The sequence below is a fragment of the Leucobacter sp. WKLB1 genome (assembly GCF_059696215.1).
Map to the genome: position 1 here is coordinate 2,836,361 of NZ_AP046115.1, position 15,021 is coordinate 2,851,381.

The 15,021-nt window shown below is 68.2% G+C and carries 12 protein-coding genes; 2 read left to right on the forward strand and 10 right to left on the reverse strand.

The annotated features are described in order from the left end of the window. The first annotated feature begins 61 nt into the window (after positions 1-61). The gene (locus tag ACZF5Y_RS13045) at positions 62-604 is read left to right on the forward strand and encodes an Rv3235 family protein (protein ID WP_497533057.1); all 543 of its coding nucleotides are present in this window, start codon (positions 62-64) and stop codon (positions 602-604) included. A gap of 8 nt (positions 605-612) precedes the next feature. Here the strand turns inward: ACZF5Y_RS13045 and ACZF5Y_RS13050 are convergent, their stop codons facing one another. From ACZF5Y_RS13050 to galE, 4 genes are read right to left on the reverse strand one after another with little or no spacing between them, the layout of a single operon-like run. Next, positions 613-1,593: a glycosyltransferase gene (locus tag ACZF5Y_RS13050; protein ID WP_497533058.1), complete on the reverse strand. Its 981-nt coding sequence runs from the start codon at positions 1,591-1,593 to the stop codon at positions 613-615. 32 nt (positions 1,594-1,625) lie between these two features. Beyond that, positions 1,626-3,254, reverse strand: coding sequence for an LTA synthase family protein (locus ACZF5Y_RS13055; protein WP_497533059.1), 1,629 nt, complete (start codon positions 3,252-3,254; stop codon positions 1,626-1,628). 7 nt (positions 3,255-3,261) lie between these two features. Next, positions 3,262-4,692 (reverse strand): LCP family protein, encoded by a 1,431-nt coding sequence (locus ACZF5Y_RS13060; RefSeq protein WP_497533060.1) that lies wholly within the window; start codon positions 4,690-4,692, stop codon positions 3,262-3,264. Beyond that, positions 4,689-5,702, reverse strand: coding sequence for a UDP-glucose 4-epimerase GalE (gene galE / locus ACZF5Y_RS13065; RefSeq protein ID WP_497533061.1), 1,014 nt, complete (start codon positions 5,700-5,702; stop codon positions 4,689-4,691). Before galE ends, ACZF5Y_RS13060 begins: the two co-directional genes overlap by 4 nt. A gap of 154 nt (positions 5,703-5,856) precedes the next feature. On the opposite strand from galE, the gene ACZF5Y_RS13070 reads away from it, so the two are divergent. Then, the gene (locus ACZF5Y_RS13070; protein ID WP_497533062.1) at positions 5,857-7,041 is read left to right on the forward strand and encodes a glycosyltransferase family protein; all 1,185 of its coding nucleotides are present in this window, start codon (positions 5,857-5,859) and stop codon (positions 7,039-7,041) included. Here the strand turns inward: ACZF5Y_RS13070 and ACZF5Y_RS13075 are convergent, their stop codons facing one another. From ACZF5Y_RS13075 to ACZF5Y_RS13100, 6 genes are all read right to left on the reverse strand, one after another. Beyond that, a complete protein-coding gene (locus tag ACZF5Y_RS13075; protein WP_497533063.1) occupies positions 7,042-8,286 on the reverse strand; it encodes an MFS transporter in 1,245 nt (414 codons plus the stop codon). It abuts the gene before it with no gap. A gap of 21 nt (positions 8,287-8,307) precedes the next feature. Then, a complete protein-coding gene (gene purE, locus ACZF5Y_RS13080; protein WP_497533064.1) occupies positions 8,308-8,820 on the reverse strand; it encodes a 5-(carboxyamino)imidazole ribonucleotide mutase in 513 nt (170 codons plus the stop codon). Positions 8,821-8,846: 26 nt separating this feature from the next. After that, entirely contained in the window at positions 8,847-9,992 is a 1,146-nt protein-coding gene (locus tag ACZF5Y_RS13085; protein ID WP_497533065.1) for a 5-(carboxyamino)imidazole ribonucleotide synthase, read from the reverse strand. Between the two features lie 97 nt (positions 9,993-10,089). Beyond that, on the reverse strand, positions 10,090-11,292 hold the full coding sequence (locus ACZF5Y_RS13090; RefSeq protein ID WP_497533066.1) for a M20 metallopeptidase family protein: 1,203 nt from the start codon (positions 11,290-11,292) through the stop codon (positions 10,090-10,092). Continuing rightward, positions 11,289-13,994, reverse strand: a complete 2,706-nt coding sequence (locus ACZF5Y_RS13095) for a dipeptide ABC transporter ATP-binding protein (RefSeq protein ID WP_497533067.1) — start codon at positions 13,992-13,994, stop codon at positions 11,289-11,291. The genes ACZF5Y_RS13090 and ACZF5Y_RS13095 overlap by 4 nt, the downstream gene beginning before the upstream one ends. Further along, complete coding sequence (locus tag ACZF5Y_RS13100; RefSeq protein WP_497533068.1) at positions 13,991-15,013, reverse strand: ABC transporter permease; 1,023 nt, start codon at positions 15,011-15,013, stop codon at positions 13,991-13,993. The genes ACZF5Y_RS13095 and ACZF5Y_RS13100 overlap by 4 nt, the downstream gene beginning before the upstream one ends. Positions 15,014-15,021 lie beyond the last annotated feature (8 nt).

The following is a 15,021-nucleotide window of genomic DNA, read 5'->3' on the forward strand; positions in this document are numbered from 1 at the left end:
TTGCAGAGCTGCATGGGGGCGCTACAGCAGCGAAGTCTGAGCACCGAGAGAAGGAGCCCCCATGCCGGCCACTGCACGCTCGCGCGCATTCGACGACCCACTTGAGGCGGTACTAGCACCATCGCCCCGGCCCGTGGCACCCCGCCATCTGCACGCCGTACCCGCGCCCGCACCCGCATCAGCGAAGAGCGCGCCCTGCCCGCGGCAAGCCACGCAACCGGTAACACCACTGGCCGCACACGTCCCGCCGCAGCAAGCTCAGGCTCCCGAAACCCCGCCCGCGGCGATCGTGCAAAAACTCGCACTGTTCGCGTTCGAAGTCCTGGAAGGAATGCGATCGGCCAGTCAGATGGCTATGTGGATCACACCGGGCGTGGTCGCAGCACTGCAGTCGCGGCGTGCGCTGCGAGCCGAGCGGGAGTGCGTCACCCGAGATCGGCGGCGTCGCGTCGCGGTACCTGGCCCCGCGCACCTGTGCCGGCCGGTGCCCCACGTGATCGAAGCGTCAGTCGTGCTGCATCTCGATTCCCGCTCGACCGTGGTGGCGCTGCGATTCGAGCATCGTGAAGAGCGCTGGCGCGCGACCGATATCACCGTGCTGTGACACCCGACCTACGAGCGTTCGTCCGTGCGCGTCAGCTGTTCGACCACAACCATCACATCGACCGGAACCCCGGCACCGCGCAGCACGTCGCGGCTCGACCGCGGCGTTCGTCGCCACCCGTCGTTCCAGCCCCGACGCAAGCAATCGCGCAGTTGAGCACGGTCCGTCGACGCACGGAACGTGCGGAACCAGCGCCGCGCGGTCGCCGCCGAGTAGAGCAGCTTTTCCCAGGGCAGCAGCGCCGCACTGCGGCGAAACACCCAGAGCTTGTTGCGCACTTCGAAATAGAACCGGGGGCCGGGATCCTGATCACTGGACCCGCGCTTGACCGTGCGGTGCGTCACCACAGATGCAGGCACATACAGGCCTCGGGCTCCGCGCAGCAGTCGGGCGGAGTACTCGAAATCGTCGTTCCACAGAAAGTAATCGGCGATGGGCAGGCCGAGCTCGCGTACCCGCGATGCTCGGAGGAAGGCCGAAACGAATGAGATCGACCGAATCTCCATCGCGCCGACTGATGCGGCACGATCGCGCTCTGCCGGTGATGCGCGAATCTTGGCCTTGGGCGTATTCATCGGGTGATCCGCCCCATCAGTCCAGATCACACGCGACCCCATGACGGCGAGGTCGTCGGGCCCCTGAGCCCGGTAGCGCTCATGGGTCTCGAGTGCCCCCGCAAGCGCGTCGGGCCCGGGCACCGTGTCATCGTCCATGACCCATACCCAGTCAGTGTCGTCTTCCACGACCGCGGCCGCGATGCCCGTCGCGAACCCGCCGGCACCGCCCGTATTCTCGGTCAATTGAATGTGTCGGGCGCGTTCGCCCCACGCTTCGAGCATCTCAGCGGCGGCCTCGACCGAGCCGTCATCGGAGGCGTTATCGACGACGACGAGGCGATCGACGGGTCGGCTCTGCGCGGCGAGAGCCGCGAGCGATTGCTGCAGCAGTTCCCGTCGGTTGTAGGCCACCAGCACGGCGGTCACACGCATGCGATCCGACTCCTTCATGATCGTGAACCCGCCTAGTCTAGCCCGGAGGTGCGCCACAGCCTCTGGTAGAACTCGCTGGATCGGGAGGTGACGAGATCGCGGTACTCCTCGGCAGAAAGGTCGAGTATCGATCCGTGGGGCACGTCGGAACCATCGGTGAGGGCCGAGACGCCGATGCCGGCTCGATGATCCTGCAGCTCAAGACCCGTGAGCTCGAGCAGTGTGGGATACATGCTCATCTGATCGAGGTCTTCGCGCGCCACGCGCAACCCGTCGGGGCTCCAGATGCGATTGAAGATCGTGCGGTGATCGAGGTCTTTGAGCTCGTCCCAGAAGCTGCCGCCCTCCGCGATCATCTTTTGGTGATCACCCATGAGCACCACCGCGGTGTCGTCGAGGTACCCCTGTTCGTCGAGGTATTCGACGAACCCGGCGACCTGTTGCATCGAGCAGTACGTGATCGACGTCATCACCGCATCGGTGTCGCGCGTGCAGTAGTCGTAGAGCCGCGGGCCCTCGTGCGTATCCAGGGACAGCATCGTGAGGTTGAAAGGCTGGTCGCCCGCGTGCAGTTCGTCCACCTTGTCCTTTGCCTGCGCAAAGAGCCGGCGATCGGAGAGGCCCCAATCGCCGCGCACCTCGGTCTCGCCCTCGGCTTTCCACACGTTCAGATCATCGATCTCGTCGTACCCGTGGGTCGAGAGAAAAGCTCCCTTGCCGGCGAAGCTCGCGTCGGCTCCACCGAGGTACACGTTGCGGTATCCCTGATCGGCGAGCACATCGCCGAGGCAGGTCGCACCGGCGAGGTACGGCGCAGCATCGCCGTCGGCCGAGTCCATCTCGTTGAGCTCCGAGATGTCGGCGGTCGACGAGGCGCTGCGCAGCGGCACTCCGCACTGCGTGCTCAGAATGCCCGACATCGTCCAGCCGCCACCGTCGTATTGCCGGTAGTCATCGATCGTCTGCCACCCGCGGGTGACGTCTTCGACAGGGGCGAGCATGTCTTTTTCAAAGAGGTCGTCGTCTGAGAACGTGTTCTCCATCGACTCGAGATAGATGACGACGAGGTTGCGCGGCTGCGCACCCCCGGCGTCGGGCGCTGCCGACACCTGGGGAGTCACGTAGTACCGGTCGAACCCGAAGTCGGTCGTGAGGTCGCGGTAGAGCGCCTGCGCATAGTCGCCGGCGCCGATCGCGGCGCCGAGGTACGCCCCTCCTGAGACCGGGAGCACGAGCGCCAGCAGTGCAGCGATCCAGCGCACGGGTCGCTGCAGCTTCGGTCGCTCTCCGAGCGCCGCGGCACGGTTCCACCGACGGCGCCGACGCTCGACGAAGATCGCGACGAGCAGCACGATGCCGAGCGGGATCACGATGCCGGTCATCACCCCGCCGATGACGAGTCCGGCACCGCCTGCGCCCTCGCCGCCGCCGTTCAGGTTCGAGAACAACTGGTCGATCGAGATCGCACCAAAGGTGCGCCGCACCCAGAATCCGATACCCACGAAAGCCGCCGACACCGCGGCGACCAGCCAGAAGGCCACGATCGCCGCGCCCCACCAGAGTCGCCGGTGGGACGTCCGAGACGGCGACCCCGCGGGCGGCTCACTGGGCGCGCCGGAGTTCGGCGCGATCACCAGATCGTCCGTGTCGACTGCGCTCACGATTCGGCTAGCCCGCTTCCGTCTCGACGGGCGAGGCGGCGGCGACGCCATCGGAGACGAGCTGACGCGTCGCATCGAAATCGGGCGCCTCGGGGTCGATGGCCGGCGGCACGAGTTCGACGTTCACGATGTCGTGCCCGCGTGCCTTCGCTGCAAGGTCGACGAAGCGCCCCAGCATCGACTCCGGGATATCGGTTTCGACGAGTTCGGTACCCGCTGCGGCAACATCCTGGAACCGCAGCAGCACGTTCTGCGGATTCATCTGGGCGAGGATGGCGGCCTGCAGGTCGCGCTGACGCTGCATGCGCGAGTAATCGCCGTCGGCAGACCCGTAGCGGGAGCGCGCGTACCACTGAGCCGTGTACCCGTCCATGCCCTGGGTGCCGGGCTCGATCCACCCCTCGACGCCCTCGAGTTCGCCGGTGACCTCGTTGATGTGACCGCCGATGGGCAGGCGCTCCTGCACATCGATCGTGATACCGCCGAGCGCATTGATCAGACTCTCGAACGCGTCCATGTTGACGAGCACGTAGAACTGCACGTCGAGACCGGTGACACCCGAGACCGCGTCTTTCGTGGCCTCGATGCCGGGGGTCGACCCCTTCGATACCGCATCAGCGTAAATGCCGTCGTACGATGGCGAACCCGAATCTTCGACCTCGGTGACGAGCGAGTTCAGCGCGCCCGTTGTGAAGCAGTAGTACCCGCCGCCATCGACGACTTCGTAGTTATTGATCTCGTCGCAGTAGCCCTCAGGGTAGACCGGCTGCATCGGCGAATCATCGGGGAACGGCGCACCCTTCATATCGCGCGGCAGACCGACGATGACCGACTGACCCGTCTTCGCGTCCACGCTGACGAGTGAGATGCTGTCGGGTCGCAGACCTTCACGGTCGGCACCGGCATCGGTGCCGAGCAGCAAGATGTTGTAACGGCCGTCGACCGGTTCGACGGCTGGAGCACTCGGGAAGAGGTCACTCAGCAGGTTACGTCCGGCTCCGACAGCCGTGCCCGCCCAGGCGGCACCGGCGGCCGGCACCACGGTGAGCAGCACCGAGAGCATCGCGACCGGCACCCGCCAGTTGCGCTGCACTCGCACGAGCTTCGTGAGGCGCAGAGTATCGATGCCGAGCGCGACCCAGATCACGGCGTAGATGAAGAGCGCCCACTGCACCAGCAGCAGCACGGCACTGTTCGTAAAAATTGTGAGCGTGGCGACGCGAGCGAAGAGGAACCCGAGCCCTGCGGCCAGCGCCCCGACGACCAGCACGATCGTGGCGATCAGGCCGAATCGCCCCAGTTTGCGGTTGCCCGCAACGAGTTGGGCGGTCCCCGGCAATACGAACCCGAGGATCACCAGCCAGCGCGCACGCTTGCTCATCAGCGGTTCCGACTGCAGATCGGGGTGGCGCAGCGGCCGCTCGAGGTCGAGCGTCATGCGCCGTACCCGTCGGGGTTCGCGGACTGCCAGGCCCAGGAGTCACGGCAGGCCTCGGCGAGACTGCGAGTGGTGCGCCAGTCGAGCTCGACGTTCGCGCGAGTCGGATCGGCCGACATCTCCGCGACGTCACCCGCGCGCGCGGGTTCGATGGTGAAGGGAATCTCGCGTCCGGATGCGGACTCAAAGGCGCGCACGACCTCGAGCACGCTGGAGCCGGTGCCCGAACCGAGGTTGTAGGCGGAGACGCCGGGAGCGTTGTGCTCGAGCGCCGCAACGTGACCCTCCGCCAGATCCATGACGTGGATGTAGTCGCGCACACCGGTGCCGTCGGGCGTGGCATAGCTGTTGCCGAACACGCTGAGGCGCTCGCGCTTGCCGACAGCCACTTGGGTGATGAATGGCATCAGATTGTTCGGGATCCCGCTCGGATCTTCGCCGATCAGACCCGAGGGATGCGCACCAACGGGGTTGAAGTACCGAAGCAGCACGGCACCGAGTTCGGGCCAGGCGACCTGCGCGTCGCGCACGATCTGCTCGTTCATCGCTTTCGACCACCCGTAGGGGTTCGTGACCCCCACGCCGGTCTGGTGATCCTCATCGATCGGCACGTGCTGCGGGTCGCCGTAGACCGTGGCCGACGAGCTGAAGACAAAGTTGGTGATGCCCCGCTCGCGGAGCACGTCGAGCAGCACCAGCGTGGAGTCGAGGTTGACGCGGTAGTAACGCGTGGGCTGCGCCACCGACTCCCCCACCGCTTTCAGACCGGCAAGGTGGATCACCGCGTCGAACTCGATCTCGGCGAGCGCCCGCTCGGCCTCAGCGCGCTCGGCCAGGTCGACCTCGACCACAGGGATCGTCTTGCCGCTCAGCTGCTCGACACGCCGAACCGCCTCACGACTGCTATTCGAGAAGTCATCGAGCACGATCACCTCGTGGCCGTGCTCGAGCAGCACCAGTGCCGTGTGGGAGCCGATGTACCCGGCGCCGCCAGTCAACAAAACACGCATGGAGACAGGGTACTTGGCCATTCGGAGAGGTTCCCGGCAGCCGCACCGCGAGGCGATGAACTCGGAGCAAGCCCCGAAAATTATTTCAATTGCGTCTCAACCGCGCGTTCGCACTGCGGCGCACAGCGGATCTTGCTCTTGGACTCCATACAATATGGAGAACAGCCCAGTGCTGCACCGGTGTTTCGCGATTCGAGGGGAGAACGTATTGGCGACGCTCACCCTCATCGCAGACCCGTTCCCAGATTTCGAATCAGAGGTGCACGCGGCCGCTGCCCGCGATCTCGTGCAGGCAGTCGCCGAGACGGCTCCCCGCAGCTGCAGCGCACGGTTCCTGCTGTCTCGCGGCTCTGAGGTGCCCGAGTTCGCCTCGGCGCGACTCACTTCCGAGCTTCTCCCGTTGCGGGCGAGCATGCTGCCGCTCGTGTGGCAGAACGGCACGACGGCCCGCCCTCTCGACGGCGAGTTCGTGCACGCGCTGACCCCGATGATGCCGCTGCGCTCGCGCGGAGAAGACGATGGGTCGCAGACCTCGGTCACGATTCCCCACAGCATTGCGTGGGACGCGCCGGCGCTGATCGGCAACTCGCAGGCCCGACTCTTCCGTGCGTTCACCCGGCGCGCTGTCAAGCTGGCCGACGTCATTCTGACGCCGACGCACGCCACCGCGCGCGTGCTGCAGCAGCAATACGGCAGCGACCTGCCGGTGCAGGTCTTCCCGCTCGCTCCGCCCAGCGAGCTCTCAGCGCCCGCGGATGCGGCAGAGCGTCGTGCCGGCTGGGGGCTTCCGGATCGCTACGCCGTCACCACGGCACGCGCAGGCGAGCACGGCCGTCTGGAGTGGATCTTCGATGCCATGCGTCGCGACGCGACTCTGCCCCCGCTTGTCGTGCTCGACGGCGTTGACCCGCAGGGACCGCAGCCGCGCGACAAAGACAAGGACCGCGACGCCTCGGCCCCGACGATCGACGTCCCCGCAGAGCTGCAGAGTCGCGTTCGGGTCATCGTGGTCACTCAGCTCTCCGACATCGGCGCCGCGCTCGGGGGCGCTTCGGTGCTGCTGCAGCCGCAGGCGTTCGCCGGCACCGGGTATGTCGTACTCGCGTCGCTCGGCGCCGCGGTCCCCGTCGTGCACGCGGGGCACCCCGCCACCGCGGAGCTCGTGCTCGATGCCGGCGTGTCCGCCGACACTGCTGATGGCTTCGCCGCCGAATACAGCCGGCTGATCAGCCAGTCGGGCGCACTGCCCACGCTGACGGTGCTCGCCTGCGATCGCAGCCGAGGCTACAGCTGGCGATCGTCGGCATGGCAGCTCTGGGAGACGCACGCCAATCTGTGATCAGGCGAGCGCGTCGGCGCGAGCGATGCCTCCGTGCCGACGCGCATAGGCCCACGCTAGAGCGGCGGCGAGCAGAATGACGGCGCCGATCATCGCTGCCGTTCCGTGCCAGCCGGCAGCGGTGAACGCCGAGGTACCGGCCCACCCGAGCAGGCTCGACCCGGCGTAGTATCCGAGGTTGTACATCGGGGGCGCCTGGCTGGCCCCCACCGTCCCGGCAGCTCGGCGGCCAATCAATCCACTCGCGATCGTGTGGGCCCCAAAGAACCCACCGGTGAAGAGCACGAGCCCGACGACGATGACCGGCAGCGGCGCCGCGAGCGTCAGCAGCAATCCGATGCCCATCACCGCAAGACTCGCGAGCAGCACGGCGGTCGGCGATGCGTGCACCGTAAAACGCCACACGCTCGACGACGCGACCGTCCCCGCGAGATACGCGAGAAACAGCCACGACACCTGCACCAGCGTGAGCGAGTAGGGCGCGAGCTCGAGTCGAAACGCGAGCGCGTTGTAGGCCGCGACGAATCCACCCATCGTGAGAAACGCGTGCGCGATGAGCACGACGACTCCCGGCTGCGTGAGCGTGCTCCGGATCGCCGCCACCACACCGCTCGACGCCGAGCGCACGGGCGCGGTCGGCGGTACGAGCAGCGCGAACGCGACCGTCGCCGCCGTCGCGAGCACCGCGACCGACACCATGCCGGCGCGCCAGCCGAATTCCGCTTCGACCGCACCGGCGAGCAATCGCCCCACGAGTCCGCCCAGCGTCGTGCCGGCGACGTAGATGCCGACGGCGCCGCCCAACGCCCGCGGCCGCACGGTTTCTGCAAGTGCCGTCACGGCGAGCGCGGGGATGCCCGCGAGCGCGAATCCCTCGATGCCGCGCAGCACGAGCATGTTCTCGAAGCCGGGCGCGAAGGGCACGGCGAGGCCGAGCGCCATCGCGGCGCCCGTAGCCCAGCGCATGGTGCGGACGCGGCCCCAGTGATCCGACAACTTGGCCCAGGGGAGGACGCCGAAGGCCACGCCGATCGTCGTCGCACCGACCGCCCATGACGAAACGCCGGCGTCGACGCCGAACGCACGGGCGATCTCGGGGAGCAGCCCCTGCGGAGAGTACATCTGCGCGAAGGTCGCCAGACCCGCGCAAAAGAGTGCGACGAGCGCACGCCGGTACGCGGGTGAGCCGCGGTCGGCGCGGGGGTCGTCCCCGCCTCCCGCGATTCCGAGCGCCCCGTGGTTCACCGGTGGTGTGCTCGGCGCGCGCTACTCGGCCGCGATGCGCGCTTTGAGGGCGTCGTTCTTCTCGCCCACCGCGGCGGTGAGCCCGTCGGCGTAATCGGCGAGACGCTGCGAGACGTCGGGATCGGCTGAGCCGAGGATGCGCGCGGCCAGAATGCCCGCGTTCTTCGCGCCCCCGATCGAGACCGTGGCGACCGGAATACCGCCCGGCATCTGCACGATCGAGAGCAGCGAGTCGAGACCGTCGAGCTTCGCGAGCGGTACGGGCACGCCGATGACCGGCAGCGTCGTCATTGAGGCGACCATGCCGGGGAGGTGCGCGGCGCCACCCGCCCCCGCGATGATGACGCGGATGCCGCGGGCCGCCGCCCCGCGCGCGTAGTCGACCATCTTGTCGGGCGTGCGGTGGGCGCTGACGACCTCGACCTCGTGGGCGATGCCGAATTCGCGGAGCGCCTGCACCGCATCGGCCATGACCGAGTAGTCGGAATCAGAGCCCATGATGACGCCGACGAGGGGCGCGGTGGTTTCAGCCATGCCCTCCATCGTATCGGGGCGCGGAATCACGCAAACGCCGCCGCAGCGGCCACGGCCTCCGCCCGCACCGCGGCGAGGTCGTCACCGGTGACCGTGACGTGCCCGACCTTGCGGCCCGGCCGGGGCTGCTTGTCGTAGCTGTGGATCTTGGCGGTCGGATGCGCGGCGAGCGCCTCGGCGTAGCGCACCGGCATGGGCCCCTCGGCAGGGCCGCCGAGCACATTCACCATCACGGCGGCGGGCGCGGTCATCGAGGTGTCGCCCAACGGCAAATCGGCGACGGCGCGCAGGTGCTGCTCGAACTGGCTCGTGACGGATCCCTCGATCGAGAAGTGACCAGAGTTGTGGGGGCGCATGGCGAGCTCGTTCACGAGCACGCGCCCGTCGCGGGTCTCGAACATCTCGACGGCGAGCACCCCGGTCACGGCAACGCCCTCGGCGACGACGGACCCGATGCGCGCGGCCTCGGCCAGCACCTCGGGCCGGTCGGTCGGTGCGGGGGCGAGCACTTCGGCACAGACCCCGTCGCGCTGGATGGTTTCGACGACGGGCCAGGTGCGGGTCTCGCCGCTCGGCCGACGCGCGACGAGCTGCGAGAGCTCACGCACGAAGTCGACGAGCTCTTCGACGAGCAGGAAGCCGCCGTTCGCGTCTTCGGCGAGCGCGGTGAACCAGTCGCGCACCTCGGCGGCGTCGGAGATGACCCGGACGCCCTTGCCGTCGTACCCGCCACGGGCGGTCTTCACGACGGCGCGTCCGCCGTGGGCATCGAGGAAGGCCTGGAGTGCGGCCTCGTCGGCGACGGCGCCCCAATCCGGGATGGGCACGCCGAGTTCGGTCAGTTTCTCGCGCATCACGATCTTGTCTTGGGCGTACTGCAGCGCGTCGGGGCGCGGGTGCACGGCGACACCGCGGGCCTCGAGTTCACGCAGAATCGCCTGCGGCACATGTTCGTGATCGAAGGTGATCACGTCGACCGTCTCGGCGAACGCGTAGACCGTTTCGGGGTCTCGATAGTCGCCGACCGCGTCGGCAGCACGCTCCGCGCTCGAGCCCTCGTTCTCGGCGAGCACGCTGATGCGCAGACCCAGGTGGATCGCGGGTGGCACCATCATGCGGGCGAGCTGCCCGCCACCGATCACGCCGATCTTGATGCTGCCGTTTTGCGTCACGTCGCTCCCGAGTTCAGTCGCCCTGCAGTTCGGTACGAGCGCAACGCGCGTACCACCCCTCTATTCTGCCGCATCGACGGAGGGGTGATCCCGCGCCTCATTCTGAGACGTACAGCGCCACTGCGGCGAGCGCCGCTGCCTGGTCGGCGAGCACGGCATCATCGAAGACGACATCGGGTGAGTGATTCGGTGCGGCCGAGTCGAGATCGACTTCCGGGGGCGTGGCCCGCAAGAAGAGTAGCGTGCCCGGCACCTCGCGGAGCACGTAAGCGAAATCTTCCGAACCCATGACCGGAGCGGGTGACTCCCAAACTCGGTCGTTACCGACGAGGGCGCCGATCGCTGCGCGGGCGTGCTCCGTGCGCGCGTCATCGTTCACCGTCGCGGGGCAAAGCAGTTCGAGCGAGACGTCGGCCGTGCAGCCGGCCGCAGCGCAAAGCTGCTGCACCAGCGCGGGAAGCTCGGCCTCCACCTGCGCCTGAGCAGCGGCGGAGAGCACCCGAATCGACCCGGCGACCTCGGCGTCATCGGGCACGACATTGCGTGCTCCGGCACCCGCGCGCAGCATCGTGACCGACAGCACCACCGGGTCGAAGACGCTGAACCTGCGCGTCACGAAGGTCTGCAGCGCAGTGACCAACTGCGCGGCGACCGGTACCGGGTCCACGGTGAGATGCGGTGCGGAAGCGTGCCCGCCGCGGCCCGTGATGCGCACGGAGAATTCGAGGGACCCGGCCATGATCGTTCCTGGTCGCGTCGAGAAGTTGCCGTACTCCCCCGGTACGACGTGGATCGCATACGCGGCATCGGGGCGAATCCCGGTGATCTCGAGCAGCCCCTCGTCGATCATCGCCTGCGCGCCATCGCCGACCTCCTCGCCGGGTTGGAACATGAGCACGACATCCCCGCGGAGTCGGTGACGCGACGCGGCGATGAGTCGGCCGGCGCCGACGAGCCCGGCGACGTGGAGATCGTGACCGCAGGCGTGCATGGCCGACCCCGACGCCGCGTAGTCGAGCCCGGTTCGCTCCGTCATCGGCAACGCGTCCATATCGCCACGGAGCAGCACCGTGGGGCCGGGCAGCTCACCGCGAATCACCCCGATGACCGAGCTCAGGCCCGCTCCCCGGTACACCTCGATGCCGTGTCCATCCAGCGCATCGACGATGCGCTGCTGCGTTCTCGGCAGGTGCATCCCCAATTCGGGATCGCGGTGGATCGCACGGCGCAACTCGATCAGATCGGGCAGGATCCGCTGCGATTCGGCGAGCAGCGCGTCGCGATCGAAGCCCGCGCTCATGCGCCCAGACTCCGCAGCAGGGCATCGCTGCCGGCGTTCTCGATGCGGGGAATCGCATCGACAAGGGTCCGCGTGTACGGGTGCTGCGGGTCGGTGACGAGGCGATCCGGGTCGGCGATCTCGACGATGCGCCCGCGCTGCATCACCGCGGTGCGATCGGCGATGTAGCGCACGGCCGCAAGGTTGTGGGTGATGAACATCATCGACAGGTCGAGCTCGCGCTGCAACTCGCGGATCAGATTGAGCACCGCTCCCTGCACGGATGCGTCGAGCGCCGAGGTGATCTCGTCGGCGACGATGAGCTTCGGCCGCGCCGCCAGGCAGCGGGCGATCGCGACTCGCTGCCGCATGCCGCCCGACATCTGCCCGGGGTAGAGCTCGGCCGTATTCGCGCGCAGTCGCACCAGATCGAGCAGCTCGGCGGCCTGGGCCTTGCGCTCGCGCGAGTTCGTCATTCCATGCGTGATGAGCACCTCGTCGAGCACCTCGCGGACGCTCATACGCGGGTTCAGCGACGAGTAGGGATCCTGGAAGATCATCTGCACGTCGCGCGCCCGCGCGAGCCGATCCACGCCCGACGTGCGCAGCAGGTCGTCGCCGCCCAGCGAGACGCGCCCCGAACTCGCGGTCTGCAGCCCGGCGATCGTGCGAGCGACGGTCGACTTGCCCGAACCCGATTCACCGACGAGACCGAGCACCGAGCCCGCGGCGACCGTGAACGAGACGCCGTCGACCGCATTGAACGCACGGTCGCCATGACCGAACGTGACGACAAGATCGTCGACGACCAGGTCGGCCGGCCCCGCGCTGCCGCGCTGCTGGTCGGACTCGACGACGGTGAGCAGCTGCGTCGGTTTGCGCTCCCAGCGCGGGTGCTCCGCGGCATCATCGAGCACCGCGGCATTCTCGGGAATGGTCGCGAGCGGCAAGCTCCGATCGGTGGTCAGATCGGGCATGCACGCCACCAGGGCACGGGAGTAGGGGTGCTGCAAGCGCTCGGGATGGGGCAGGTCGCGCACGTCGACGTTCTCCACGATCTCGCCGTCGTACATGACGAGCACGCGCTGGCAGAGTTCCGCGAGCACCGCGATATCGTGCGAGACGACGATCGCCGCCGCACCGGTCTCCTCGCACTTGCGCCGCAGGAGCGCGAGGACGCGCTGCTGCACCGTGACGTCGAGCGCCGTCGTCGGCTCGTCCGCGATGATGAGCGACGGGGAGCCGATCTGCGCCATGGCGATGAGCGAGCGCTGGCGCATACCGCCCGAGAACTCGTGCGGAAACTGGTGGGCGCGACGCTCGGGGTCGGGGATCTGCACTTCGTCGAGCGCATCGATGGCTCGGCGCTGCGCCTCGACGCGGCTGACGCCCTCGTGCACACGGGGAACCTCGCCAACCTGGGTGCCCACACGGAGCGCCGGGTTCAATGCGGTGAGCGAATCCTGGAAGACGACACCGATCTGCGTGCCGAGCACGCGCCCGGCGGCCTCCGGCGACAGTTCGGAGAGGTCGTGACCCGCAAAGGTCAGCTTCGTCGCGGTGACTGCGGCATTCGCCGGGGCGAGTTGCGCGACCGACATCATGGTCACACTCTTGCCGCTGCCCGACTCACCGACGACGCCGACGATCTCGCCCGGAGCGATGCTGAACGAGACATCGCGGACCACGCGGTTCCAGCCGTCGGTGCCCGGGAATGAGACCGAGAGCCCTTCGACCTCGAGCAAGGGTTCGGTGCGAGGCGCAGCGTCGGGTGCCGTGCGCGATGCCGCGCTCGCCCCCTCCACCGATGCCCCGATTCCAGGCGTTGCCTGCCCGCGTTCGGCGGCGGGCACCACGCGCGGAGCCGCGCCGAGCTTGCGGGCCGAGAGCAGGCGGCCACGCCCCTGCTGCCGCATGTGAGCGGCGATCGCCTCGCCGAGCATGCCGAAGGCGAGGCCGGCAAGCACGACCATGATGCCCGGCCCGAGCACTGCGCTCGGCTGGCTATACACCTGCTCGAACCCCTCGCTCAGCATGCGCCCCCAGTCGTACTCGGGCGGCTGGATGCCGACTCCGAGGAAGCTGAGGCTCGACAGGGCGAGCAGGCCGCCACCGATCGAGATCGTGACGTTGACGATGATGGGTTCAGCGATGTTCGGCAGCACGTACTTCAGATACTGGCGCCGCTTCGAGACACCCAGCATGCGCGCCGCGGCGAGGTACTCCGACCCGCCGACGCGCGAAGAGAGCGTCTGCGCGAGCCGGGCGAACGACGGTGTCATAGTGAGCGCGAGCGCGATGATCGAGGTCGAAGGCCCGGCACCGAGCAGGATCACGGTGAGCATCGCGACGAGCAGCACCGGGAACGCCAGCCAGGTGTTAATGACCGCGCTGAAGGCGCGTTGCGCACGGTGGCCGAGCACGGCCGGCAGCGCACCGAGCAGCAGACCCGCCGTGGCGCCGATGGCGGTCGCGAGGATCGCCATGCCGAGCGACGTGCGAGTCGCAACGAGCGTGCGCAGCAGCAGGTCACGGCCCAGGCTGTCGGTGCCGAGCAGGTGCGCGGCGCTCGGTGGCTGCAGCAGGGACGACGGGTCGGGCTCGTCAGCGGCCGCCCCCCAGAGCATGGGAGCGAGCACGGCGAGCAGCGCGTACAGCACGACGATGGCGCCGGAGACGAGCGCCATGGGCGACTGCAGCAGGGAGGAGCGACGGGCGGTCATGCGGTCTCCAGAAGGGTCGTGCGGCGGTCGATGAGCGAGAGCACGATATCGACGATGAGATTGACGATGAGGATCACCCCGGCGTACACGATCGCGAGGCCCTGCACGATCCCGTAGTCCTTCGTGACGATGGCCTGCACGAATGCGGTGCCGAGACCGGGCCAGTTGAAGACCTGCTCGACCAGCACGCTGCCGACGATCATCGTGGCGAGCAGCGAGCCGCCGAGCGTCAGCGTGGCGGTCAGCATGTTGGGCAGCGCGTGGCGGAAGTTGATCATCCAGCGCGGCAAGCGCTTCGACCGCGCGGTGCGCATGTAATCCTCGGAGAGCACGTTGAGCGCTTCGACGCGCGCGATCCGGGAGAGCGATGCGGCCGAGCCGATCGAGAGCGCGAGCACCGGCAGCAGGTACGTCTCCGGTCCCCCCATTCCGGCGACCGGCAGCATGCGGAGGCTCACCGAGAACACCAGGATCAGGAACACGGCGAGCAGGTATTCGGGGATCGCTGCGAAGACGCTCGTGACGGCCGTGAACGAGAGCTCCGTGCCGCGCTTGCGCCCGCCCTGAGTGAGCAGCGCGATGCCGAGCCCAAGCGGCACCGCGATCAGCAGCACCACCGCGAACGCGATACCCGCCAACTGCAGCGTCGCGGGGAGACGGAACTCCACGAGCTCAGTGACGGAGCGTCCGGTGATCAGCGAGACCCCGAGGTCGCCGCGGAAGATCCCGGCCACGTAATTGACGAACTGGAGCAGGATCGGGTCGTTGAGACCGAGCTGGTCTCGGCGCGCCTGCACCACCGATTCGGCCGCGGTGGGCCCGAGCGCCGCGCGGACAGGGTCACCGCCCGCCATGCGGAGCACGAGAAATGCCGCGGTGACGATCACGAACAGCGATACGACCATGCGGACGACGCGTCGGATGAAGAACGAGAGCCACCGGTTGCCCGTGCGGCCTCGGGAGGGACCCGAGGCCGCGACGGTGCCATCCGGTTGCACGGAGAGCTGCTGTGTCGTCATTGAGAAGG

What these genes read in the sequence shown, in the direction of transcription:
- galE (WP_497533061.1), bottom strand. Translation starts at nt 5,702, where the DNA reads ATGCGTGTTTTGTTGACTGGCGGCGCCGGGTACATCGGCTCCCACACG.
- ACZF5Y_RS13100 (WP_497533068.1), bottom strand. Translation starts at nt 15,013, where the DNA reads ATGACGACACAGCAGCTCTCCGTGCAACCGGATGGCACCGTCGCGGCC.
- ACZF5Y_RS13060 (WP_497533060.1), bottom strand. Translation starts at nt 4,692, where the DNA reads ATGACGCTCGACCTCGAGCGGCCGCTGCGCCACCCCGATCTGCAGTCG.
- ACZF5Y_RS13090 (WP_497533066.1), bottom strand. Translation starts at nt 11,292, where the DNA reads ATGAGCGCGGGCTTCGATCGCGACGCGCTGCTCGCCGAATCGCAGCGG.
- ACZF5Y_RS13095 (WP_497533067.1), bottom strand. Translation starts at nt 13,994, where the DNA reads ATGACCGCCCGTCGCTCCTCCCTGCTGCAGTCGCCCATGGCGCTCGTC.
- ACZF5Y_RS13070 (WP_497533062.1), top strand. Translation starts at nt 5,857, where the DNA reads ATGGAGAACAGCCCAGTGCTGCACCGGTGTTTCGCGATTCGAGGGGAG.
- ACZF5Y_RS13045 (WP_497533057.1), top strand. Translation starts at nt 62, where the DNA reads ATGCCGGCCACTGCACGCTCGCGCGCATTCGACGACCCACTTGAGGCG.
- ACZF5Y_RS13050 (WP_497533058.1), bottom strand. Translation starts at nt 1,593, where the DNA reads ATGCGTGTGACCGCCGTGCTGGTGGCCTACAACCGACGGGAACTGCTG.
- purE (WP_497533064.1), bottom strand. Translation starts at nt 8,820, where the DNA reads ATGGCTGAAACCACCGCGCCCCTCGTCGGCGTCATCATGGGCTCTGAT.